The following is a 24,326-nucleotide window of genomic DNA, read 5'->3' as shown; positions in this document are numbered from 1 at the left end:
CATATTTGGGTGTAGTGCCATGCTTATATTTTACCATAACCACTAGCAAAGTAAAGTTTTTTATTGTTTATAATCAGATGGTTACATGCATTTGGCCATCATTGCTATTTTGATGTACCTATCGTGATTTTTATTTATGGCGGGGAATATTGATGTAGAAAGTGAATGAAAGAATAGAAACGTCAAAAGGTAAAATGCCAACCTAATAATAGGCTGGCATAACGATTAACCGTTGAGTAACGTCACAACAAAACTTTTTTTATCATCCGTGACCTGCACGGAATAAATTACCGTGACAGCGCCTGCTTTTCCCGTTGCTTCGGCAGCACAGAGATAAACGCCTCGTTGTGTATTTTGACGTTGCGTTCGCACATTCTCAAGCTGCTCATACATTGCCCAACCGACATGTTGATTGACCACTTGTAACGCTAATGCTTTTGCACCATCACTATTACAATTAACAGTGCTCTCATTACATCCCGTTAAACCAACCATCGCAGTTAATATGCTAAATTTCATCCACTGGTTAAGTTTCATTTTCACATTGTCACCTTACAGCAGAAAATTTACGGTTATTCCTGCTAATATATCGAGTGCAATCACCACCAACGCCACGTAATACCACGCTCGACGATTCGGTATTTTCACGATAAAGTAAAAACAGCAAACATCCCAAATGAGAATCAATGCTTCCACTTTATTTAATGTCACCTTTTTAGTAATAAAAAATTCAACGATATTTAAGAATAAAATCGGTAAAAACCAAAATAGCCAAAAGGTTTTTGCTAATCCAAAGCCACCACTTAACAAACGCTGTTTAAATAAAGCCGGATCATTTAATCCTTTCGCATCGTTTTCTTCTCGGATTTTTTGCAATTTATTTTTGATAGACATGAGTGTTCCTTCAATTAAATGAATTAAGGTTTTTTTTTCCATGATGTTGACGCCAGAATGGGTGTAATGCCTTACCGATAGGCAAAGGTAAATATTTAGGCTATTTCAATGACCTTCTATGATTATTAGATGGTGATTTACTGGCGTAACGACTCGGCCATATTGTTTCAGGAGCCGTGCCAATCACATCCGCAATGATCTGTTCAGCTCTTGGGTACGCTCTCTCTAGCGCATTATTTAACGTCCGAGAAGAAAGACCGTGCTCACGAGATAATTGCGCTAGTGTGACCCCTTTTTTATGCAAAGCCGCCACAATATCCGCACGGTGCCAATCCGCAGCGCTTCCTTTTCGGGGCTTTTTTTGAGATGCTACAGGGTTAGACATAGTAATAACTCCACTGTTTAATTCCTCGTCTATTAAAAACCAATTAAAGGGAATTATCAATAGATATCTTTATGATTTTAACATCTTTCTAGTGCGGTTATTTTATCCTTTTGATATGTATGGAATTTATAAAAATCATGACTGATAAAAAACAACTAACTGAAATGGATAATGCGCCCAAGCTCTGGTTTACCAGTGGGGAGCTAGCTGCTATAGGAAAAGAAAAAGCTGACGATCCAACACGTTACCCTGAATATAAAGATATGGATATCCCTACCACCGCGAAAGGCGTTAGAGTACGCCTAGAGTCAATCACAGCTCTTCATCCCCACTTTCGCAAGAAGAACCCTAATAAGCGTGGCGATCTCTATCATATTGATGCATTTAAGGTGATCCTAAACACGGATGAAAAAGAGCTCATCAAGCAAAACACGCTATCTTCTGAAAGTGCAGATCTTAACCTTTTACTTGAAATCTACAAATCACTGTCAGTTGAGAAAAGAAAAGCGTTATTAAAGAATGCGCTCACAATGAAACAGGAAGATTTGGATTAGTATCTTTTGATACCTTTTGCTATTTTAATAACTGTATTTTCGTCACTGACTCAGAGGCATTATGCAGTTATCTCACCACAACACGTTAGACAGCAGCTATGACCCATTGACAGCTAAAGCCATTGATTATGTCATTCTCATTAGCAGAGCGTCACCGAGACGTTTACAGCGCCATTTTCGGATAGGATTTCACCGTGCTGAACGCATTATTTATCAACTTGAATATTTGGGTGTGGTTACGCCTTTGAATCAGTATGATTATCGTGAAGTGCAGGGATACCCAACTCACTACCGATCTTTTGATGCATCAGCCTTTGCAGCACCTATTGAGACAGCACAGACACCATTATTCACTGATTCACCACTAGATCCGCAATCCCTAGAATACCGTTGCTTGATTCAAGCTATCGTCTGGCAGCGTATTGTGGTCTGGGTCGAAGAAATCGAGATTGAGGGCGGTACAGCCAATATCTTGAAATCTGTTTCGCCGTTTGAATACCTGATTGATACCCACAGCGATGACATTTATCAGGATACACTCCGCAACAACGCCAGTTCTTACCGTTTCCTTGCCACGCTGCGTCCTGAAACTCCATTGGACGTGTTACGACAACATGGACGAATTAGTTATCAGCCCTGTTGGAAACTTCCTCGTATAGCACAGGAAGAGTGGCAAGGTTTATGGGTGCTGAATGAGGCTGGCTGGGAAAGCCTAAGTGAGGAAAATATTCATCAAACAAGAGGAATTGGTGAGTGGCCTGATTTACCCCATAAAAGCATGAAACCTTTGGTGAATGGGCTGCAAGAAGATGGAGGGGATTATTTGCGATATTTGATTTATTGGAAAAGCCAAATTTAGCCTCACAATTAAATCTGACAGTCTGGTTTGAGCGATAAGCGGACATTAACGCCTTGCTCACCGGAAAATTGGGAGCGCAGCGAGTAATTTTTTCTGGGGGCAGCCACTTCTTATAAGCGGCGATAAAACCTTAAACAGGAACTAAAATGGAGTTTTCGTTCTTATATCCTTTAATTTCACTACCTTGAGCATCCGATATGGGGCCATCAGGTTTTGAATAGCCACGATACCAATCAGACACATATTCGCTGTAATCATCAATCCACGGCTGTCTAATAGAAAGCTGTTCTGGGCAGTAAATCCTGCTCTCTAGATAAACTCTTTGATTACGATCAATCAGACTTCTTGAATACATGTCCCTAATCAAACGCATGCATTTGTTATAGCTATGAATCCCATCGTTATGTCGCAAGCAAGTCAAAACATGAGCATAAGTGTTATTTAATATCTTATCTATAATTTCACTTTGCTCATTACATGTAATTGCTTTGACTTGTATACCTGCCTCAATTCTTGTATTAACAATAGTTTCCACCTCTGGCTCAGAATGCTGTTCATTCATATAATAGAATTGGATATCGAACCTGTGTGTAATGTTATATAGCTGGGGCAAGCTTTGCCTTGTAGTGATAAATCCTCTTCCAAAGGCTTTGATTTTATTTAACGAATCACTTCGTACTCTTTGCCTCTCCGTACACCATTGATAAGCGGCCTTACCTATTGTTTCCATATTGTCATTACAAAGTCTTACCAACAAGGCTTCAAATACAAAGCCTTTAAACACTGACTCACTCTGCCTTGAACGATAGATCAATTCCCCATTGCGATTAAGTTCTAAGAGTCCGGTTTCCAGTCCATCGGAAATCAATTTATTATGGTACTTTTCTTTTAAGACTCGCTTTCTCTGCTCTTTTGTCAGGCTAGGGTGAGCAGCATCTAGAAAAGTGTATGGAACTGTTAATAAATTCTTTAGCTCATCATCATTTCTGTAATCATTTCTTGATAAGAGTATTATGTCGCTCATCTACACCTCATAAGTTTATAACGTTGAGCACGAGCGAGCGAAACGCAGTGAGCGTCGCTGCGTCCGCAGTCCGCAAGTGCCGCGATGTGTTAGCCAAAAGCCTGAACAAAGCCATCTACCCTAGTGTTGGCTGCCAAACCTACCGAAAACTTTAAAAGCGATTTATGGCTAACATTTGTATATTGTGCTGGCACATTATTTTTTCTTTGGCCTGTTATTTTTAGGTTAAATCACTCTAACCATCTAAATTATATTGCTTTTCCTTCTACAATAACAAATAAAAATGTCTGATGATTTGCTCAAAGCATGCCTGTTTTATGCTTTACGTAGATAACACTGTGTATTCGTCCACATATACAATCAATGTCGACTTCTGACACGGAACGATCAAACAGAGGGGCTGGAGGTCCGTTAGGAGCGAAAAGTAGACCTGCGAAATCATTGATTCCAGCTCATTCTGAAAGTAAACCTAGTGTTGCATCGACCCGTTGAACTCACAGCGAGAAGCGGAAGTTAAATGGTTAGACGTTAGCATCGACTTACACAAGCCCAACCCTATGCTGTAGCTTTATATTTTTAAGATGTTCCTTCTCAACAACAAACATCAAGCTGTAACGAGCTCGGGTATGACTCTGGTCCAAAATCAGCACAGTGCTAAATCAGAGATCTTCATCTTTCTGGAGACTTCTCCGACAAGAGTACCGGTTTCGGACTATTTCAACGCCAATGCGATCTATTTTTCAGTATAACGGATCTTTTTCATGGCGATCTGCTTCTTTGTGAGATGGAAGAAAGACTGGAGACTTCAGTTTAGACTGGTACTGTTTTCAGGGCGAAGATCACTAATTGCATACACTTGATTGGAAGTTCCCAAAATTTGTTAGATAATAACCTATAGGTTTATCCACCAATTACGGTGGTTACTATTAACATTATCAGGTGACTAGCCGCATGCCAAATAGTTTATTTTATAATCATATAGAAAAGAGTGAATTGAATACAAATGTTATTCAAAATATCGAGGAGTATGCTGAACAAAACCCAACTGAACAGTTATACTTAATAACAGCCCCATTAGGTGAAAACAAATATAGCTACTCTTATTCAGAAAACACTATAGTAATACTTTCGCCAAAGCACAAAATAATATTCATTGATTTAAAAAATGATGAAGATGAATTTGATGAATATTACGAAGATTTTATGGAAGATGTTAATTCTATATCTGATAAATATAGGTATCAAAAACATATAGGAAGAGCTCGAAAATTAAAAGAAGGTTTCACGAGCAAGGTTACGCTAGATAACGACTTTGATTGCTCAGAAATTTTGAAAAAGAATCAACTTAATGAAGCTGATTATAGAAAGTGTGAGCTTTTGATATCATTAATTACGGGTAGTATAAATAATATAGATATGATTGGAGTTGAAACTCCAAAAACACTTCTTGAAAAAGTAAAACATAATATAATTTTATTTGATGGTGAGCAAACTCGATTTATATACAAGCAACTACCAAATAAAAGAATATCAATCCAAGGTTTGTCTGGCACGGGTAAAACCGAACTATTAATGCATAAGCTAAAAGAAATATATGCATCGGAAGATAAGATTAAAATTTTCTTTACGTGTCATAATAAAGCATTATCTCATACACTGAAAGATAGGATTCCAACGTTTTTTGACTTTATGAAAGTCGAAAAACAAATCAAATGGAATAATCAGTTGTGGGTTGATAGAGCATGGGGTTCTAAGCAAGATAAAGATTCTGGGTTATATAGTTATATCTGTGATTTTTATGGCATTCCTTTTTCAAGGTGGAGCAGAAACACTAGTTACCATGAGATCTTTTCTAAGGCATTAATTGAAATTAATAAAATTGAAGACTTGGAATATGCATTTGATTATATTTTAATTGATGAAAAACAAGACTTCCCTGAAGTATTTTTTGAGTTGTGTGAAAAGATTACTAGACATAAGGTATACGTAGCTGGTGATATTTTTCAGGATATTTTTGAAAATAACATCAAGAAAGAAGTTGAAAATGTCGACTATGTACTTAACAAATGTTACCGAACGGCACCTCGGATTTTAATGTTTGCACATGCTATTGGAATGGGACTTTTTGAGGAAAATAAACTCAATTGGTTAGAAGATAGTGAGTGGGAAAGTAGTGGTTATACTATCAATAAAAAAAACAACGAAGTGACACTCTCTCGTGATTCTATTCGGAGGTTTGAGGATTTAGAAGAAACAAAAATATCGAACATGAATATCATGAAACATGTAAATGAGTCACAAGTTATTGATATTTTAAAGTGTATTAAACAAGATAATCCAACAGTAGAATCAAATGATATTGCTATAATCATGTTAGATAAAGATAATTACATCTATGATTATATGAATCGTTTAGAGTTTAAAGTTAAAACTGAGCTTAAATGGGATGTTAATAAAGCAGTAGAGACTAAGAAAAAAATACCAAATCAATTGTTTATTTCAAACGTTAATAATGTCAAAGGATTGGAATTCCCTTTTGTTATTTGTGTAACAAAGGAAATTAAAGATAATTATACATATAGGAATAGTCTTTATACAATGTTAACCCGTTCATTTCTTCAGTCTTACTTGTTGGTTGAAAACTATGAAAAAATCCAATGCCAACTTGATGGTTTAGATATAATTAATAAACAAGATGTAATTAAAACAAAAGAGCCAAGTAAAAAAGAAAAAGAAAGAATACAGAAGCGTATTATTAAAGTTAAAAGTCAATCTAACGTCTCCTTCTATGATTTTATTAATGATATTTTAACAAGAGAAGGAATTGAAAAGAAATATTGGAAGAAGTTCATCCAATCTTTACCTGAAAGTTATAAAGAAGATTTTGATGAGGATGGGATTGTTGAATTTATTAACGATAACAAAAAGTACTACTGCAGATGATTGAGTACACATTTGATATAGATGAATCTTATATGGATAGATTTTTTAATCCGATTAAAAATAAAATCCAGATAATAGAACTATTGATGAATAGTATTAAGTATATGCTTATCAATCCGACAATTAAAGAAAGCAACGCTAAGGGTAAGATTATAGTTAGAATTGATAAAATGAGTAGAATATTTTATGTGAAATCTGATAAATATTTCTCAATTATGTTCCCATTTAACATTAAGAAAAATGAAGGCTACTCATTCAAATTTAGAAACAAGATGGAAGTTGATAGTCGAATTATATCTGAGGTTATATCATTAATAAATGAGCCGAGTTTTCATAGTGGCTGTAGCTTGGAATTTATTGAGAAAATATACTCATATCAAGAGGATAGTTATAATGAAAATTATTGGAATTTTTTGAAAGAGTTACTCATGATGGAAGATGGATATTTAAGGTATGACTATGATAAGGTTAACTATGAAAAACATGGTAAAAAAGACATACATCCCTTGCATCACTACGACTTGTTTTATGATAGCAATTCTACTTTTAAAATTGGATTGAGACAAAAAATATCAGAGGAAGATTTTTTAGACTTGCTGAACATAAAAACCGATTGTAAGTTTATTAATTGTTAGAAAATACAGAGGGAGGGACATTATCCTGTCACCGATTGAATTAGCTATATTTGTTAATTTTCTGCTGCAGGGTACCCCTCCCCGAAAAAACAATGTAGGTATAAGTAGAATATTACTCTAACCTGAATCCAACGGGGTTTCTATGAAATGATCACGTTCACCGGCAGCAAGATAATTTTCATTTACACCGATAAGTAACTTAAACTTGATCATCAATTTCCGCTATTGGCACCAAGCTGCCTGTCAGATTATGTTATACTCTATGCAATAGATTAGTGTTTTATACTGATGTAATTTTACTTTGATAATCTTATAATTACTATTTTAGCAGACACCTTGTTCTAAATGAGTACACCGCTGAGTACAAAATAAATAACTTAAAATTAAATCATTATAAATCAAAATTATACAACATAAATTTAGGTTTAATGTGTAGTACCACAATTGGTCTATAACGTACCTTAAGTTTATTGAAACAGCATAAAGCTCAGGTGTTACCTTGGTTTTATGCTATTTTTTCTATATCAGCCTATCACAAGGTTAATTTGCGTTCCTATCTTCTATAATCATCGCTGCGGCGCGTTCTGCAATCATTATCGTTGGTGCGTTGGTATTGCCACTTGGAATTTCAGGCATCACAGAACAGTCCACGACACGTAAGTTTTCAATACCATGTACACGTAACCGCAAATCAGTCACTGATGTTGTGGTATCCGTTCCCATACGACAAGTTCCCACAGGATGGTAAACCGTTTTACAAAAATTTCGGACAAACTCTTCAAGTTGAGCGTCATCATGACGTACAGAAGCAGGTGGCATTAGAACCTCTTTGCTTAGCACTTGTAATGAAGGGGAGTCCAATACATCTAAGCCAAACTTAACCGCACGTTTGCAACCTTCCATATCTTCGGGTGAGGCAAGATAATTAGCGTGAATTTTTAGTGGGGCTTGTGGGTCTGTGCTGCGCAATAAAACTTCACCACGGGACTTAGGTTGTAAGTACCCGACCTTTAATGAAAAGCCGTGGGCTGCGGGCAGAGGCTCACCAGGAACATCATCCCAGCTATCTAAAATAGGTAAAAAGTGAATTTGTACATCAGGACGGCCTTGGTTGCAGCTGTCTTTAAATGCAGCGCCTTCTAAAACGTTAGAGGTGAGCAGTCCACTGCGAAATACCATCCACTCGACCCCGTGTTTAATCGCATTTAAACCTTGGTCTGCGCCGAATAAACTTATTGGCTGCTTAGTCGTGACGTTAATTGACATATGTAGGTGGTCATGAAAATTTTTACCAACAGGTAGATTCGCATGAGTATGGATCCCCAACGAAGACAAGTGCTCCTCTGGCCCGATACCTGATAGCATCAATAATTTTGCAGAGCCCATCGCACCCGAACAGACCAATACTTCGCAACTGGCAAATGTCTCAACTTCATGACCATTTTTCCCTTGATAGGCAACACCAATCGCGCGGCCATCGCGAATGATGATACGGTTCACTTGAGTGCCAAGCTTTAATGTCAACTTATCACTCTTTTCCACTGATTTTAAATAGGTTCTTGATGTACTGGCTCTTTCTCCATTATGCGTTGTCGTCTGGTAAAAGCTTGTTCCTTGCTGGCTTTCCCCATTAAGGTCATTGACATAAGGAAGACCATGCTCTTGCGCTGCACGAATAAATGCCATTGATAATGGGTGCCGGTATCTATTTTCACTGACAGGAAGTGGGCCTTCTGTTCCATGGTATTCTCCTGTCAGGCTTTCATTACTCTCTGCCTTTTTAAACCATGGCAATACATCCGAGTATCCCCAGCCTTCACAGCCGTAATTTAGAGCCCAATTATCATAATCTTGTTTCTGGCCTCGGATATAAATCATTCCATTGACAGAACTACTTCCCCCCAACACTTTCCCTTGGGCAATTTGCATTTTACGGTTATTCGCGTGAGGCTCTGGCTCAGTTTCATAAGGCCAACTTTTTTGGGCAATAATTTTCGCCACGCCAGCTGGCATACGAATAAACAAGTGGTTATCGCTACCACCCGCTTCAATAAGTAATACTTTGGATTGCGTCTCTTGGATCAACCGAGCAGCAAGAACACAACCGGCAGAACCCGCACCTACAATAATATAATCATATTTTACTGCGCTCATTTGTCACCCCGTCAAATAAAACAAACAATCTATTTTCATTTTTTTAACAATAGCGCTTTTAATTCATTAATGTATGAACAATATTCCACATATGTGATTAAAATCAAAAATAATTTCTTATGTAATTATTATTGGCTCTTAATAAACATTGTTTATTCAAGAAAAATTTTAAGCAAAGTCAATAATTAAACCTAATCCAATCTTTATTAATAAATGAATGTTTATAGCTAGCTAATAAGTAATCTGTCATATAGAAATATCTTATTTTATCGTGTTTAAGCGAGTCACAATCCCCTTCGATGTTATCAGCGCGACTATAAAGCTTATTTCCATGCAGGAGTTGCAAGATAATAGATGAATGCTATAGTAATGACCGATTAATATTCTTTCGGCTTGAGGACGACCTCAAGTGCGTATCAGCAACAGGGACGGCCCTTTCTTCTAAAGGAAAACAATATGGGGCGCTTCTGTTTCAATAGTCCACTCATCCCGTTAACAACTTGGAGCCGGTTAATCGGCTCTTGGTTAGTCGTCATTTTCTTTATTTTAAGTGGCGAAACATTACTTAATGACAGTCTTTCTGCATTTAGTGCAACTTGGATTTTTTTACTGCTGTTCATTACAATTCTCACCGCTTCCTTTGGTGTCGTTAAAGAGGCTGACCATCTTGCTGAACAATTGGGTGAGCCATACGGAACGCTGATCCTGACTTTATCTATTGTCTTAATTGAAGTCATTCTTATTGCCTCGGTTCTACTAGGTCCCGGTGATTTTCCAACTATTGGGCGTGATTCCATATTCGCCGTGATGATGATTATCATGAACCTCGTCGTAGGTATCTGCTTACTCGCAGGTTCAGCTAGAAATGGTGAACAAGAATATAATACGCAAGGAACCAACAGTTATCTTTCAATGATCGTATTACTGACTGGTTTAGCGTTAATCCTACCAAATTATACCTCTAGCCAAGGGGAGTATTCCCATACGCAAGCCATTGGTATTTCAGGTATTACTATACTTATCTATGGTGCTTTCTTGTGGATGCAGATGCGAGGTCACCGACGATTTTTTATCCAGCCGCCTAAAGGGCTGATGAATGTCCCAGAACAATACATTTCAGCTAGCGATGCTTTGGCAGACAATAATGTCGAAAAGAAAGATAACCACGCTGAGTCAAACAAAAAAACGATTATTATTCGTTCTTGTGTGTTAATTGGGCTGATACTCCCTATTGTGTTACTTGCGCATTATTTAGCCATCGTGACTGATTACGGAATTGAAGCCTTAGGAGCACCAGCAGCAGTCGGTGGTGTCCTGATCGCCATTATCGTATTTACACCTGAATCAATCACAGCAGTAAAAGCGGCAATGAATAATGAAATGCAACGAGCGATAAACCTTTGCCAAGGCGCATTTGTCTCAACGGTAGGTTTAACTGTGCCAGCAGTATTAATTATCGGCATTATTACCGGTAAACAAGTCATTATGGGGATTTCTAACGCGGAAATTGTTTTATTCGCAATCACCATGTTACTGACTATGCTTTCATTTAATGGTCAGAAAACATCTCCCATTCAAGGCTGGATACACCTTGCCATCTTTGCTGTATTTGGGCTTATTCTATTTTATCCGTAGTGGCTGACAAAACGTGAAGGCTGCATAAGAAAATACTCGATTGGGTATCAAATTTTATGTTAGCCTCGCTCACACTTTCCTTATTCTTAACATATCCAAAGCCAAATCATGCCATGCTTGTGCACGACGGCTTTGATGGTGGTTTTTTACTGTCGCTAAAGCAATGTCGTAAGCCAATATTGGCTCAATAACTGGAATAACAGATACCCCCACTGAACTGGTGTTCTGCCACATACTGTCCGGAAGTAGCGTTATCCCTACCCCAGCTCTTACCATGGCTGTCACCAAATCTAAATGACTACTACGCCCAGAAATAGTGGGTTTTTTACCATAAACACCGCAAGCACTAACAACAAGTTCATTAATTAGAAAATCATCAGAAAAGAAAATAAAAGGCTCATCGGCTATTTCACTAAATTTAACAAATTCACGTATTGCAAGTGGATGTTGGTTGCTAACCAATAGCATTAATCGGTCGGTTGAAAAAGGGTGTACTTCAAAGCGGTCATCAGCAAAAGGTAACATCACGGCGGCAGTTTCAACTTCACCATTTAGCATTGCCTCTCGCATTTTGCGTGTACCCAACTCAAGAATTTTCAGTTCCACCTGTGGATAACGTCGGCTAAAAGCCATAATAATATCAGCAAAATAGGTCGATGCTATCACGGGTGGTAGCCCCACGGGTAGTACTCCAGATATAGGGCCTGACCTTTCCAGTAACGCTTTTTTCATACTGCCAAATTGTGAAAGAATTTGTCTAGCATGAGCCAATAAAATATCCCCTTCCTCCGTTAATTTAACGCCATCGACTTCCCTAATCAGCAAAGTATAACCAAGTTCATCTTCTAATTTTTTAATACTACGGCTAACCGCTGGTTGCGTTACAAATAAACTTTCTGCCGCGCGGCTAAAACCATTGAGCTGCACAACTTCAACAAAATAACGTAATGAACGAATGTCCATTTCGCCCCCTATAATTTTTAGTTATAGATAGAATGAGTTTAAGTGATTTCCTTTAAAGCATAATAAACGATAAAAATAATTCAACTTAGAACTATAAGCTAGACGATTAATGGAGATCAGCATGATGAATAAGACGGTTATCGAATACGTATTAGATAGACTTTACCAAATCGGTATTCACGATATTTTTGGTGTTGCTGGTGACTACGCATTCCCTATTGAAGATGCAGTATGTGAAAGTGAAAATATGCGCTGGATTGGCAACTGCAATGAACTCAATGCCTCATATGCTGCGGATGGTTATGCCCGTGTGAAAGGTGCCGCAGCGTTATCAACCACTTTTGGTGTCGGCGAACTCAGTGCCTTAAATGGTATTGCTGGCGCTTATGCCGAACATCTTCCCGTTTTTCATCTTGTTGGTATGCCAGCAAGCGGAGTTCAAAAAAAACACCGTTTAGTTCACCATACCCTAGGAAATGGTGATTTCGATGTGTTTTATCAAATGAGCCAACATTTAAGCTGTGCTCACGCTATTTTAACGCCTGAAAATTGTATTGCCGAAACAGAACGTTTAATTACAACCGCTTTACAAGAATCTCGACCCGTTTATTTAGGTTTCCCTTCTGACTATGCTGTTATGCCAATTAAAGCAGATGAAACACCTGAAACTATCACTATAAATAAAAGTCATAGCAAGTCATTATCAGCTGCGGTTACCGCTATTGTTGAAAAACTCACATCGAGTACAAAAGCCTGTATTATTCCTGGGATTTTAACGGCTCGTTTCGGCTTAACGACTGATGTTGAGGCTATTATTCAGAAAACTGGCCTACCTTATGCCACCATGTTTATGGATAAAGGGGTATTAAGCGAATCTAACTCTCAATATATGGGGATTTATAATGGAAAACTAATGAACCCTGATGTGCGAGAATTCGTCGAGAGCTGTGACTGTGTTATGGGGATCGGTGCAGTATTAACGGACTTCAACACCGGCAGCTTTACCGCAACGATTGCCCCTGAAAGCTGTATTAACATTCTTTCTGACCATGTGAAAGTGGGTTCCGCTATCTACCCGAATGTATTGATGAAAGATGTGTTAGATAAATTAAAAGAACTTGCGCCCTCACTTAACCATGCCGGGCTCAAAGCTCAAGGATTAGGATCACCGCAGCAAGGTGAAAATGGCCAAATTACCGCCTCATATTTGTACCCTCGCCTAGAAAAAATGTTCCGTAAGGACGACATTATTATTGCAGAAACGGGAACAGCATCTATGGGGTTAGGTTTTGCTTTATTACCTGAAAATGCACAATTTCACAACCAAACATTATGGGGATCTATCGGCTGGGCCACTCCCGCAGCCTTTGGTGCAGCAATTGCAGAGCCACAGAAGCGAGTTATTTTAGTGACTGGGGAAGGTTCTCACCAACTCACGGCCCAAGAGATTAGCCAGTTTGCCCGCTTTGGTTTAAAACCGATTATTTTCGTCCTAAATAATGATGGCTATTTAATTGAACGACTTCTGTGTAAAAATCCTGAAGCCTATTACAACGACTTACCCCAATGGAATTATGCACAGCTCCCCGCCGCATTAGGTTGTAATGATTGGTATTGTCAGCGTGTAACCAACTGCAATGAATTAGACAATGCGATTAAGCAGGCCGAACTATCGAACCATGCGGCCTATATTGAGGTAGTTATGGATAGATATGCCGCATCTGAGCTTGCAGAAAAACTTGGTAAATCAGTAGCATCTTTATATTCATTTTAAATTGACAAATTATGGCAGCCATTGCGCTGCCAATGTCTTTATGATGTAAATACCAGCCCTACATCGTTTCGTGATTGGTGCAATATTTTTGAGACAATTAATGCTAATTCAAGCAATTCATCGCATTTAGCATGGTTTTTACTAGCAATTTGCTCACGAAAGAATGCAAACTCATAGACCATATGATTGATTGTTGCATCCCGAGATACGTTGGATATTTCCCCATCAATACAAACCTCGACTGACTGGCAAAGGCTTGGGGCTCCAGTGATACGAATATGCCCTTTGGTGCCTTGAATAATAAAGTAACCGGGGCTCGCCGAATCTTTCGCTCCCACACAAGATGCAACTAAACGCTCAAAATGGGCCGTTAGTACCCCTGATGTATCAATTCCATTAAATCCTTTATTACAAATATAGTGGCTACTATCGGGTGCTCCCATCAAGGCTGATAACAAATAAATGTTATATAAATTAATATCATAGAGCGCACCGCCTGCTTGCTGTGGGTCAAAAGCAGCATGAATACGGCCTTGCAAATAGTCATTGTATCGACTTGAATATTGGGAATAATTACCGTGAATCACTTTGATTTCACCTATTTTATCAATGTGTTGCTTGATAAAGTGAAATTCAGGGGTATGAATAGACGTAATGGCTTCAAACAAAAAAAGCCCCCTAGTCTGTGAAATGGAAATTAACGCCTGTAACTGTTGCCAATTTGGTGTAAACGGTTTTTCGCATACCACATGTTTGTCAGCCATCAATGCATCAAAGGTATACTGATAATGTAAATGATTTGGCAAACCTATGTATATCACCTCAACATCAGGGTCTTGTAACAACTTTTGATAATCAGTATACAACTTTGCTATACCGAATTGTTGGCAAATAACCTGTCCCTTTTCAATACTTTCCGCCCGAACACACAGTGCGACTAGCTCTATCCCTTGCACCTGTATTAAAGCATCAAGAGCCGACATGATTATTTTTCCAGAACCAACCAGCGCTAGTTTCATCTCTATTATCCATTAAGAAAAGTGAATTTCATTTTGCCATAAGGCTCATTATTTAAGAAATATCTTCGATGCTTTTTGATAATCTCTGCCATTCCCGTATTTTCTCCTTAAAAATTCAATAAAAATGACACATTTTTTCACTGGAGGTTCTTTTATTTATTACTGATGTACGAGCCAATTTCACTAGGTGAACCAAATAACCGCCATAAATGACGATTAGCTTCCCATTTACAATAATTTCTATTCACGTTGTCAGCAAAACTCTCTCATTTTACGTTTTATATAACCAATTGTTTTATCTTATAAATATTTCATTTTTCTTTTTTTCACTGACATAAACCTTTTTAAAACCCTAACTCACATCACAATTTATTAACAACTCTCTTGAATCATTTTTTATTATTCTCCATGCTAATTTTATCAAATAAACCAATGGTTTACTGTATAAACCAACCGAGGTTAAGATGAAAGAGAATATTGTCACTGCCGTTGATGATGCTTTATTGTTATTGATGCTATTAGGTGAAAAAAACAATCTTGGATTAAGTGAACTTGCACGCTTATCTGGCATGAATAAATCCAAGGTATACCGTTTATTATGCACGTTAGAAAACCGTCATTTCGTGCAAAAAAATGAAAACCCAGTGACCTATCATTTAGGCCATCAATTATTAAGCTTGGGGAATTGCGCTCGCCAGCAAATAAACTATATCCAAGTCGCAGAAGTTGAAGCAGAGCAACTCCGTCAACGTTTTGATGAAAACATTCAAATGCGTATACGTGACAACGGTGAAATTTTACAAGTTCTTCATAAGCCATCAGGGCAATCACTTCAAGTACGCAGTGAAGCTGGCAATCGCCGGCCGTTAGGATCTGGAGCGTCAGGTAGAGTACTATTGGCTTACTCCCCTAAAGATGTTCAAGCACATTTTATTGAAAAGAATCCCTCAATTGAAAAATCAATTGCCACCATACGCTCACAAGGTTTTGCCATTACCCGAGGCGAATTAACCGCAGGTATCGGTGCTATTGCCGCACCTATCTTTTCACAACACGGGGAATGCATTGCTTCACTGAGCATTAGCTTACCACTAAGCCGTTTTTCTGATGAAAAAGAACAAGATATGACTGAACAACTGCTTCTGTCTGCTTTACGCATATCAAGGCAGCTCGGTTACGACTCATAATTAATACAATAAAAGAGACAACACCATGCAACCAACAAACAACACTATACAAACTCCATCGTCACCACCAGGCTGGCAAATGAATCCAGTTTTAGTAATGTTAACTATTGTTATCATTGCCTTTTTAATGACTTATTTTGTTAATTCAGGCCAATATGAGCGCGATGGTAAAAAAGTCATTCCGGACTCTTACCAAACTATCACTAAAGACATTACGTTAGAGCAATTATTAGGTACTGAAAAATCAGCAGAAGGTACTGCCGCTCCCGTCAGTTTACCTCAACTGTTTAAAGCGATCCCCGAAGGAATTGTTAAACAATCACCGCTTATTTATATGGTTCTATTCATCGGAGGAATGTTTGGAATTCTCAATAAAACAGGGGCAATAGAATCAGGGTTAGAACGGTTGCTTCACGTCACCCGAGGCAATATCTATTTGTTGATCCCTTTCTTAATGATTGTATTTTCCATGGGAAGTACCTTTATGGGGTTAGCCAAAGAGTATCTTTTGGTTATTCCCATGGTTATTGCCTTAGTGAAACGCGTTGGGTTGAATGAACTTATTGGGCTTGCCATTGTAGCGATTGCGGTTAAGGTAGGATACCTCGCCTCCATCACCAATCCATATGCACTTTCTATCGCACAACCGCTTGTTGGTCTACCGGTTTTTAGTGGTTTAAGTATGCGGATTGCAGCGTACCTTATTTTTATTACACTCGGTATTTTATTTATTTTCTATAGTATTCGTAAAACGACACTCACAAGCTATGTGGTTGAAGAACATAATCAAACCACACAATTAACCCATCGTCATAAACTTATGTTAATTGTCTTAGCTATCGGTGTTGCATTTTTAGTCTATGCATCTAATCGCTGGCATTGGAAAAATAATGATTTATCTGCTTACTATTTATTCTTAAGTGTCATTTTAACTTTTTTTAGTGGTTTAACCGCAAGTGCTGCTGCTAACGCATTTGTCAGTGGAATGAAAAAAGTCCTTATCGCAGGAGTGTTAATTGGGTTAGCGACTGCGGTCGAAATTATTCTTTCTCAAGGTAAAATTCTCGATACCATTATTCATCAATTAGTTGGACTAGTCGGTAATCACGGTCCTTATGTTTCATCATATAGCATGTTTATTTCTCAACTATTATTAGACATTGCCATTCCATCAACGTCTGGGCAAGCCGCTGTCACAATGCCAATTTTAGGCCCCGTTGGTGAAATTTCTGGTGTTTCTCCTCAAACAACCGTTTTTGCATTTTTAATGGGTAATGGGCTGACTAACATGATCACACCAACATCCAGTGGGTTATTAATCTTCTTAGCTACGGCAGGCGTAAGTTGGACTACTTGGGCGAAGTATATTTTACCGCTATTTTTAATTTTTATGGCAATCAGTATCGGCTTACTGACTATCGCCGTGACCATAGAGTATTAATAAAATGGATATGAAGAATTACCGGATAAAAATGCGTGATGGAATAATGCTATCTACCGATGTTTACTTTCCACAAACTCAATCAGCTACGTCTTTTCCCGTTATTATAGAGCGAACCCCCTATGATAAAAGCGCACCTTCTCGTTCGGAAAAAACGGTATCAGGCCAGCAAATAACACGCCAAGAAATGGCGAAATACTTCAATGAGTATGGTTTTATTGTTGTGTATCAGGATTGCCGTGGACGCTATGAGTCCGAAGGAAAGTTCACAAAATATATTAATGAAGCCGAGGATGGTTTTGATACATTACAATGGATTATGGAAAAACCCTGGTGTAATGGCAAAATAGGTTCAATGGGCCTCTCTTATGCCGCTCATACACAATTAGCAATGGCGTGTCTAAACCCACCAGGCTTACACACGATGGTGCTGGATTCCGGTGGATTTGCCAACGCCTATCAATGTGGGATCCGTCAAGGAGGCGCTTTTGAACTCAAACAAGCAACTTGGGCATTTAAACAAGCTAAACTAAGCCCACTCGCCCAGCAATCTCCTGATATTTTAGCTGCACTCGAACAAGAAAATATCCATGAGTGGTTCACAACAATGCCATGGTATCAAGGACAAACATTGCTTAAACACGTCCCTGAATATGAATCGTATTTATTTGAACAATGGGAAGAAGAGTGTTTTTCCGATTATTGGCAGAAAATCGGCATCTATGCTGAAGGCTATTATGATCAAATACCTGATATCCCAGTATTATTCATGTCCAGTTGGTATGATGCCTATGTCAGTTCAACATTAGATAACTATCATGCATTTGTTACTAAAAAACAATCACCTCAAAAATTAATCATGGGCCCTTGGCTCCATGGTGACCGCAATATCACGCATAGCGGTGACGCAGAGTTCGGTGATATCGCCGCATTTGATAACAATGTCAGTGAAAGTTGGCTTTCTTGCCGGTTGAACTGGTTTGAAGCCCACTTAAAAAATGAAAATTCCAAAAACAATCATGAAGATGTAACGATATTTATGATGGGTGGTGGAAGCGGTAAACGTAACCGACAAGGGCGTATAGAGCATGGTGGAAAATGGCTTAACTGCCATCAATGGCCTTTAGCAAATACTGAAAAAACTGCATATTATTTGTGGCCAGATAACAAATTATCTCTTCACCCCTACACTAAAACAGCCTCAATATCCTATTGTTATGACCCTAAGCACCCAGTCCCTACCATTGGCGGCGCCTTAACTTCAGGCCAACCGATATTTTGGGGAGGAGCTTTTAACCAACGTGAATTACCGCAATTTTTTGGTAGTAAACAAAATAACCTACCTCTTTCTGCCCGTTGTGATGTCTTAGTTTTCGAAACCGAAGAATTACAAACAGATGTCTGTTTAGCTGGTGAAATAGAGGTGTCGCTTTGGATCAGTAGTGATGCTTTAGATACGGATTTTACTGCAAAGCTTATTGATGTTTACCCACCTAGTGCCGATTACCCACAAGGTTATGCCATGAATATTACAGATGGCATTATTCGCTGCCGTTTTCGGCATGGATATGAGAAAAAGGAATTATTAACACCCAATGAAATTGTCGAAGTGAAAATTAAGCCCTTTGCCTGTGCAAATCGTTTCGCAAAAGGGCACCGTATCCGATTAGATATTTCTAGTAGCAACTTCCCTAAGTATGACTTCAATACAAATACAGGTAAAACTATCGCAGGTGACAGAACGTGGAAAATAGCCTGTAATAGCCTACATTTTTCTAGTGAGCACCCGTCAAAAATTATTTTGCCGGTGATCAACGAGGCTTAAACTATTATTAGCTAATAAACTATTTGCCCACTTTAGCTGCCAACAGCGCTAAAGCGGGCTACATGAGAAGATAATTATTCCGCTTGAACCCAAAACACACCATCACCTTCTAAGGCAGTGAACGTTTTATGTAAGTAATCGCTATCTGCTTGCGGATCAAGGTCTGCAAACAGCTCAGGGTGGATGAATTTTGCAATTGCTTCCACCGCAATAATATTAAATGGCGTATCATAATATTGCTGATAGAGTGCCAATACTTGTTTGTTTTTGAAGGCAGATAATGAACGAAATTTAGGGCGATCCATTAGCTTATTCAGCCTAGCCAAAGAAGTTTGTTTATTTCCGGTATATCCTAATGGCACAGAAGCACTACCTTTACGAGTGTTATCCCAATCTGCTGCCGTCATTAAATAGTAGTCCGGGTTGCTGTGAATCAGTTGTTCTTCACTGATTTCTCCCCCCATTCCAATACTGAACCATTGGGAACCTAGGTTATTTCCACCAGCTGCTTCAACAAATTCACCAAAATTGCCATTACCAAACGTTTTACAGCAATAATCTTCACCTTGGATACCAGCGGCTCGTTCAATAAATACGCTTGGACGTTGCTCTTGACTAAGTTTAGCCACTCTTGAACGGATTAAGTCTAACTTTTGCTGGTAAAACTGATTAAATGCTTGCGCTTGTTGTTCCTCACCAAATACTTGGCCCAATAACGTCATACTCGGCAGGGTGTTTTTCAGTGGATATTGTCTAAAATCGATAAAAATCACAGGTAAGCCACTTTTTTCCAATAATGATAGAGTGCCACTTTCTGTGAGCTTACTCTTTAAGCCAATATCAAAAATGAGCAAATCTGGCTGTGCAACCAACGCTTTCTCAACGCTAAAGTCCGTTGTATACGGGTTTGGGAAAACAGAGATCTTGCTTAATTCTGGGAATTTTTTACTATAAGCCACACTCAGGTCAGGCGCTTTTTTTATTAACGCATCATCCCAAGCAATAATCCCTTTTAGTGGATTTTGTGGATGTAATATATTCAGCGCAACCAAAACGCGGCTATCTGCCAGCATCACTCGAGATACCGGCGCATTCACGGTTACGTCCCTACCCGCTATATCCGTCACCGTGATAGGTGCGGATAAGCTACTAGTCGAAAATAGTAGGCTAACTACGCCAAGAATCAGCACGAATATATTGATAATTTTTCTCATTATCATTGTTTTGCCTTGTATTTATTAAAATTTTACGGATGCTTGAACATAGTAAGTTCTTGGCTGCCCCACATAGATACCATAATTATTATCCGTAGAACGTGTAAAATAGGTTTGATCAAAAAGATTTTTAATACCAGCAGATAACGTTAAATCAGATAAACTTTTACCAAAATGGTACTCACCTCGTGCATCCCATACCATATAACCGGGGATTGTTCCGTATCGACCATCCGCACTGGGTTTTGTTACATAATGGCTTGATGTTCCTGGCGATTCTTGGGTAGATTGCGCATAGGTATTTAAGTTCCATACCCAATTTCCCGTTTCATAACGGCCACCTGCGGTAAAGACCTGTCGTGAATAAAACGGTAAATCTTTATGGGCAAAGTCACCTTTTTTACTAACCGCTTTCGTGTAGGTATAGGTGCTGTATACACTGATACCATCCAATTTATCGCTCAGGTCAGACAGGTTATACCTTGCCGCCAATTCCACACCTTGGTGAGTTGTGGCGCCCAAATTTGTCCAACCCGTTGTATTTTCAACATAAAGCAGTTGGTCATCAAAATCGATATAGAATAAGGTCGCCTCAAGGGATAGCGCGGTATTATCGTATTTAGTCCCCACTTCGTAGTTATGGGCTTTTTCTGCACTTAACCCATTCGCAGGGGAATTCCCAACCCCTTTAGTATTCAATTGAAAGTACTGTAAACTGCCGAATGACGTACTCGCATTGGCAAATAGCTTCCATTCATCATCAATATGATAGATCACGGCCAGCGCAGGAAGTGGTTCGCTATAGCGCTTACTTCTATTTTGGTTTTTAAAACTATCATTTAAATGAATATTAATGTTCTCATAGCGGATCCCGGGGATCACTGTCCAGTTGCCAACATCAATAGTGTCATCAAGATAAATCGCATGGGCTTCTGTTCCACCCGATGTGTGTTGATAATAATCATTGGTACTCGGCCGCGAACTTTGAGTACCCGTTTGGTACCAATTTGAACGGTAAGCTTTTTCGTCTGCGGTCTCATTTAAATAGCGATACCCCACTGTCACTTCGTGTGAAATATCATTAAAACGGAATAATTGCGAATAACTCGGTTCAATGGCATAAGCGGTATAGTGGCGAGGGTAAGAAACTAAACGCCTTTCATTCGCTTTATCTTTATGCTCACTTTCTATGTAACTACCCCGATAACTTTTACTAAACCATGTCATTAACTCAAATTGCTTGTCATCTTCTTCATGTTTGTATTTCAATGACATATCTTGTCGATTGCCTTCAAAACGGTCATAAGGCCGTGTTGATTGGAAAGGGTCCGCATTATATTGCGCTTGAGTCAACCCTCCAGGCATACCTGACATCGCATGATAGTAATGAAAATTAGCCAGTAGTTCGTCGTTATCTGTTATGGCATAACGGGTTTTTAAAATCAGGTCATCAATATCAGTATTATCGTTGCTTTTACGGTAGCCTTGCCCGTGTAACCCTGAGTACAGCAATAGCGCTCCCGCTGAATCATCCGCTTTTGAGCCCCCTACGGACGCATCCACCAATGTCTTTAACCCACCCGTTTTAGCTCCTTGAGTTTGTAACGAAACACCCCCAGAAAAGTCTTTTGGAATAGGCTTAGTCACAAAGTTAATTACACCACCCACATTTTGTGGCCCATAACGCACAGAAGCCCCTCCACGGATCACATCAATAGATTCAATACTACCTAGTGATAATGGTGACATCGACAATTGAGGTTGACCATAAGGCGCAGCGGCTAATGGCATACCATCGAGTAAAATCGTTGAGCGCGGTGAAAGACGTGAGGTTAACCCTCGTACCCCTACATTTAAGGAAACATCGCTCCCCCCTGTCCCATTACTTTCGCGTACCTGCACACCTGGGATCCCTTTTAAAGCATCCCCGATGGTTTCACTGCCCGATTCTTTAATTTGCTGTTGAGATCTTACTGTTCGAGCACCTGGGTGATTAAATACCACCTCACCATCTTCAGTATTTTCAAGCCAATTACCTGTAACTGTAATTTGATCATTTCTTGAATTATCAACAGCGAAAACATAATAAGGCGCTAATGTAGCTGAAATTGCTAATGGTATGAGTAGTTTGCTAGTTTTTAAATTCATAAGGAATACGTAACAAAGGAGATTAAGAGCAATAATGATAATTAGAATCTTACAGATAATCAACTTAATTTACTATTTATTTTGAAATTACTCTAGCTTAATTCCTTATTATATAAAGGGTTATTGTTTTTGATTTAGAATGAAAAGAACTGAAGAAAACTAAAAAATCCGAGGGAAAATTTCCCCTCGGAGCATATTACTTAACGACATCATATGGTTAAAAGCAAAACAGATAATATTTTACTTCTAATAAGAACTAACCGCCTAGTGAGAAAAACACTACCCGACCAACTCCCTCGCCAATAAAAATACAGAGTGTTGCCAGTGACATCACGAATGTTGCATTCACATTGTGCCCATTTTTTTGACACAGTAAACGACCAACAAACAATACCCCTAATGCAATAAGTATGATTCTAACAATACTTAAGTTCACTAAACCATCAGGGAGTTCACGTGGCGTCATTCCCATATAAATCGGCTCTCCCATATTCCCTAGTAGAGATAATGCGCCCAGAAACATGAGTAAAATTCCTATAACACCCATACCTAGCGCAATTTTGACCACACGTTTTAATTGCTCTTCTTTGCCATGGCGACGTAAAGAACCTACCAGTAACAATGCCGCTACCACACCACCAAGCAATAATACCGCACCAAAGAAACTGGCGTAGGTAAATAACCCATTCCATAAGTTAAACAAGGTATTAGTGTATAATGCTGACATTGCGTACATATAGATAATACCGGCTAACGCACTCAGCAGCAGTAGCAACGCATTCGCATTTTGTTTAAGCAATAGCAGTGCGATACTGAAAAACAAGAGCGCCATATAGATTGCCGTCGCCCACACTTCACGGCTCATCCATGAGGTCGACACATGCAGCATGGTGTAAAACATGTGTAGCGGGTTACCCATATGAAATAGTGAGCCTAACAACCCAACACAGCCCAGAATAAAACTTGCTAAAATAGGCAGTTTAATAAACTGGACGCTTTGTCGGTTATTTCCGCCTTCAAGTACACGAAAATAGCACACCAATGAAACTAACAAGCACCCTACAGAAGCTTGCATAAATAAGGTGAAAACCACCAATGGAAATTCATGCATGATAATTCTCCTTATCCTTTTGTACCGACAACCAGGTTCGGTTTAGTAATACTTGAGCTAGGTAACCCTGCAATATCTGCATTCGAGCCATATTTTTTACGTAACTCACTAATTAGACCGAATTCAATCGCACGCATAGGACAAGAATCAACACACATTGGATTCCCGCCCTTTTCACGAAGATCAAGACAAGTGTCGCACTTAGTCATCATTCCAATACTGGCATCGAACTGAGGTGCCTCGTATGGACAAGCCCATGTGCAATAGCGGCACCCCACACATTTATCATGGTCGACTAATACAACGCCATCTTCCTCTCGTTTGTGCATTGCGGTAGTAGGGCAATGGCTGACGCATTGCGGGTCATCACAATGGTTACAGGCAATAGACAAATGCCAAGTCCGAGGTCGTGGATATTCACCTACTTCAATATCATACACACGACGAAAGTTGCGCCCGACCTCAAGATCATTTTTGTCTTTACACGCAACAACACAGGTTTTACAACCAATGCAAGTGGCAACATTAATATAAAATCCAACTTGTTTATCCATTTCTTAT

20 protein-coding genes are annotated in these 24,326 nt (G+C 38.9%); 9 read left to right on the top strand and 11 right to left on the bottom strand.

Annotated features, from left to right (window positions below; genetic code table 11):
• Positions 1-225 precede the first annotated feature (225 nt).
• Genes PR683_RS03230 through PR683_RS03220 form a run of 3 tightly spaced genes read right to left on the bottom strand, consistent with a single transcriptional unit; the run spans position 226 to position 1,279 of the window.
• Positions 226-543, bottom strand: coding sequence for a hypothetical protein (locus PR683_RS03230; RefSeq protein ID WP_166686488.1), 318 nt, complete (start codon positions 541-543; stop codon positions 226-228).
• A 9-nt stretch (positions 544-552) separates the two neighbouring features.
• Positions 553-936 (bottom strand): hypothetical protein, encoded by a 384-nt coding sequence (locus PR683_RS03225; protein WP_166686487.1) that lies wholly within the window; start codon positions 934-936, stop codon positions 553-555.
• Between the two features lie 58 nt (positions 937-994).
• Positions 995-1,279, bottom strand: coding sequence for a helix-turn-helix domain-containing protein (locus PR683_RS03220; RefSeq protein WP_163837154.1), 285 nt, complete (start codon positions 1,277-1,279; stop codon positions 995-997).
• 137 nt (positions 1,280-1,416) lie between these two features.
• Here PR683_RS03220 and PR683_RS03215 point away from each other — a divergent pair, with 137 nt between their 5' ends.
• Both PR683_RS03215 and PR683_RS03210 read left to right on the top strand, forming a co-directional pair.
• Positions 1,417-1,833 (top strand): hypothetical protein, encoded by a 417-nt coding sequence (locus PR683_RS03215; RefSeq protein ID WP_140171336.1) that lies wholly within the window; start codon positions 1,417-1,419, stop codon positions 1,831-1,833.
• Between the two features lie 61 nt (positions 1,834-1,894).
• Positions 1,895-2,692, top strand: a complete 798-nt coding sequence (locus PR683_RS03210) for a DNA translocase FtsK (protein WP_166686485.1) — start codon at positions 1,895-1,897, stop codon at positions 2,690-2,692.
• A 130-nt stretch (positions 2,693-2,822) separates the two neighbouring features.
• On the opposite strand, the gene PR683_RS03205 is transcribed toward PR683_RS03210, so the two are convergent.
• On the bottom strand, positions 2,823-3,716 hold the full coding sequence (locus PR683_RS03205) for a hypothetical protein (RefSeq protein ID WP_272581670.1): 894 nt from the start codon (positions 3,714-3,716) through the stop codon (positions 2,823-2,825).
• Positions 3,717-4,667: 951 nt separating this feature from the next.
• Here PR683_RS03205 and PR683_RS03200 point away from each other — a divergent pair.
• A complete protein-coding gene (locus PR683_RS03200; RefSeq protein ID WP_272581669.1) occupies positions 4,668-6,659 on the top strand; it encodes a DEAD/DEAH box helicase in 1,992 nt (663 codons plus the stop codon).
• Between the two features lie 32 nt (positions 6,660-6,691).
• On the top strand, positions 6,692-7,294 hold the full coding sequence (locus tag PR683_RS03195; RefSeq protein WP_166686483.1) for a hypothetical protein: 603 nt from the start codon (positions 6,692-6,694) through the stop codon (positions 7,292-7,294).
• A gap of 540 nt (positions 7,295-7,834) precedes the next feature.
• Here the strand turns inward: PR683_RS03195 and PR683_RS03190 are convergent.
• Positions 7,835-9,448 carry a GMC family oxidoreductase gene (locus tag PR683_RS03190; RefSeq protein WP_123382012.1) on the bottom strand — a complete coding sequence of 538 codons (1,614 nt, stop codon included), beginning with the start codon at positions 9,446-9,448 and terminating at the stop codon, positions 7,835-7,837.
• Positions 9,449-9,904: 456 nt separating this feature from the next.
• Between PR683_RS03190 and PR683_RS03185 the strand changes: the two genes are divergently transcribed.
• Positions 9,905-11,083 carry a calcium:proton antiporter gene (locus tag PR683_RS03185; RefSeq protein WP_110731894.1) on the top strand — a complete coding sequence of 393 codons (1,179 nt, stop codon included), beginning with the start codon at positions 9,905-9,907 and terminating at the stop codon, positions 11,081-11,083.
• Between the two features lie 69 nt (positions 11,084-11,152).
• On the opposite strand, the gene PR683_RS03180 is transcribed toward PR683_RS03185, so the two are convergent.
• Positions 11,153-12,046: a LysR family transcriptional regulator gene (locus PR683_RS03180; RefSeq protein WP_110731893.1), complete on the bottom strand. Its 894-nt coding sequence runs from the start codon at positions 12,044-12,046 to the stop codon at positions 11,153-11,155.
• A gap of 124 nt (positions 12,047-12,170) precedes the next feature.
• Here PR683_RS03180 and PR683_RS03175 point away from each other — a divergent pair, with 124 nt between their 5' ends.
• Complete coding sequence (locus tag PR683_RS03175) at positions 12,171-13,820, top strand: alpha-keto acid decarboxylase family protein (RefSeq protein ID WP_164529350.1); 1,650 nt, start codon at positions 12,171-12,173, stop codon at positions 13,818-13,820.
• A gap of 38 nt (positions 13,821-13,858) precedes the next feature.
• On the opposite strand, the gene PR683_RS03170 is transcribed toward PR683_RS03175, so the two are convergent.
• Complete coding sequence (locus PR683_RS03170) at positions 13,859-14,839, bottom strand: Gfo/Idh/MocA family protein (protein WP_196719534.1); 981 nt, start codon at positions 14,837-14,839, stop codon at positions 13,859-13,861.
• A 464-nt stretch (positions 14,840-15,303) separates the two neighbouring features.
• Between PR683_RS03170 and PR683_RS03165 the strand changes: the two genes are divergently transcribed.
• Genes PR683_RS03165 through PR683_RS03155 form a run of 3 tightly spaced genes read left to right on the top strand, consistent with a single transcriptional unit; the run spans position 15,304 to position 19,292 of the window.
• On the top strand, positions 15,304-16,026 hold the full coding sequence (locus PR683_RS03165) for an IclR family transcriptional regulator (protein WP_004910559.1): 723 nt from the start codon (positions 15,304-15,306) through the stop codon (positions 16,024-16,026).
• A gap of 25 nt (positions 16,027-16,051) precedes the next feature.
• Complete coding sequence (locus PR683_RS03160; protein ID WP_272571252.1) at positions 16,052-17,467, top strand: YfcC family protein; 1,416 nt, start codon at positions 16,052-16,054, stop codon at positions 17,465-17,467.
• Positions 17,468-17,471: 4 nt separating this feature from the next.
• Positions 17,472-19,292 carry a CocE/NonD family hydrolase gene (locus tag PR683_RS03155; protein WP_272568456.1) on the top strand — a complete coding sequence of 607 codons (1,821 nt, stop codon included), beginning with the start codon at positions 17,472-17,474 and terminating at the stop codon, positions 19,290-19,292.
• A 74-nt stretch (positions 19,293-19,366) separates the two neighbouring features.
• On the opposite strand, the gene PR683_RS03150 is transcribed toward PR683_RS03155, so the two are convergent.
• The 4 genes from PR683_RS03150 to PR683_RS03135 all read right to left on the bottom strand — a co-directional run bounded on the left by PR683_RS03150 (position 19,367) and on the right by PR683_RS03135 (position 24,319).
• On the bottom strand, positions 19,367-20,512 hold the full coding sequence (locus PR683_RS03150) for an ABC transporter substrate-binding protein (RefSeq protein WP_109911294.1): 1,146 nt from the start codon (positions 20,510-20,512) through the stop codon (positions 19,367-19,369).
• Positions 20,513-20,530: 18 nt separating this feature from the next.
• Positions 20,531-22,654 carry a TonB-dependent receptor family protein gene (locus tag PR683_RS03145; RefSeq protein WP_109911293.1) on the bottom strand — a complete coding sequence of 708 codons (2,124 nt, stop codon included), beginning with the start codon at positions 22,652-22,654 and terminating at the stop codon, positions 20,531-20,533.
• A gap of 256 nt (positions 22,655-22,910) precedes the next feature.
• A complete protein-coding gene (locus tag PR683_RS03140; protein WP_272571253.1) occupies positions 22,911-23,765 on the bottom strand; it encodes a dimethyl sulfoxide reductase anchor subunit family protein in 855 nt (284 codons plus the stop codon).
• Between the two features lie 11 nt (positions 23,766-23,776).
• A complete protein-coding gene (locus PR683_RS03135) occupies positions 23,777-24,319 on the bottom strand; it encodes a DMSO/selenate family reductase complex B subunit (protein ID WP_004264054.1) in 543 nt (180 codons plus the stop codon).
• Between the last annotated feature and the right edge of the window lie 7 nt (positions 24,320-24,326).

Origin of the sequence: Providencia sp. PROV269 (assembly GCF_028477785.1) — a bacterium.
Taxonomy (GTDB): Bacteria; Pseudomonadota; Gammaproteobacteria; order Enterobacterales; family Enterobacteriaceae; genus Providencia; species Providencia rettgeri.
The sequence above is the reverse complement of the archived record's forward strand: the minus strand, read 5'-3'. Positions and strand labels throughout refer to the sequence as shown.

Coding starts and splice junctions, on each gene's coding strand:
- PR683_RS03210 (WP_166686485.1), top strand. CDS start 1,895: ATGCAGTTATCTCACCACAACACGTTAGACAGCAGCTATGACCCATTG.
- PR683_RS03150 (WP_109911294.1), bottom strand. CDS start 20,512: ATGATAATGAGAAAAATTATCAATATATTCGTGCTGATTCTTGGCGTA.
- PR683_RS03195 (WP_166686483.1), top strand. CDS start 6,692: ATGGATAGATTTTTTAATCCGATTAAAAATAAAATCCAGATAATAGAA.
- PR683_RS03140 (WP_272571253.1), bottom strand. CDS start 23,765: ATGCATGAATTTCCATTGGTGGTTTTCACCTTATTTATGCAAGCTTCT.
- PR683_RS03175 (WP_164529350.1), top strand. CDS start 12,171: ATGAATAAGACGGTTATCGAATACGTATTAGATAGACTTTACCAAATC.
- PR683_RS03170 (WP_196719534.1), bottom strand. CDS start 14,839: ATGAAACTAGCGCTGGTTGGTTCTGGAAAAATAATCATGTCGGCTCTT.
- PR683_RS03200 (WP_272581669.1), top strand. CDS start 4,668: ATGCCAAATAGTTTATTTTATAATCATATAGAAAAGAGTGAATTGAAT.
- PR683_RS03190 (WP_123382012.1), bottom strand. CDS start 9,448: ATGAGCGCAGTAAAATATGATTATATTATTGTAGGTGCGGGTTCTGCC.
- PR683_RS03225 (WP_166686487.1), bottom strand. CDS start 936: ATGGAAAAAAAAACCTTAATTCATTTAATTGAAGGAACACTCATGTCT.
- PR683_RS03205 (WP_272581670.1), bottom strand. CDS start 3,716: ATGAGCGACATAATACTCTTATCAAGAAATGATTACAGAAATGATGAT.
- PR683_RS03145 (WP_109911293.1), bottom strand. CDS start 22,654: ATGAATTTAAAAACTAGCAAACTACTCATACCATTAGCAATTTCAGCT.
- PR683_RS03180 (WP_110731893.1), bottom strand. CDS start 12,046: ATGGACATTCGTTCATTACGTTATTTTGTTGAAGTTGTGCAGCTCAAT.
- PR683_RS03220 (WP_163837154.1), bottom strand. CDS start 1,279: ATGTCTAACCCTGTAGCATCTCAAAAAAAGCCCCGAAAAGGAAGCGCT.
- PR683_RS03155 (WP_272568456.1), top strand. CDS start 17,472: ATGGATATGAAGAATTACCGGATAAAAATGCGTGATGGAATAATGCTA.
- PR683_RS03185 (WP_110731894.1), top strand. CDS start 9,905: ATGGGGCGCTTCTGTTTCAATAGTCCACTCATCCCGTTAACAACTTGG.
- PR683_RS03160 (WP_272571252.1), top strand. CDS start 16,052: ATGCAACCAACAAACAACACTATACAAACTCCATCGTCACCACCAGGC.
- PR683_RS03215 (WP_140171336.1), top strand. CDS start 1,417: ATGACTGATAAAAAACAACTAACTGAAATGGATAATGCGCCCAAGCTC.
- PR683_RS03135 (WP_004264054.1), bottom strand. CDS start 24,319: ATGGATAAACAAGTTGGATTTTATATTAATGTTGCCACTTGCATTGGT.
- PR683_RS03165 (WP_004910559.1), top strand. CDS start 15,304: ATGAAAGAGAATATTGTCACTGCCGTTGATGATGCTTTATTGTTATTG.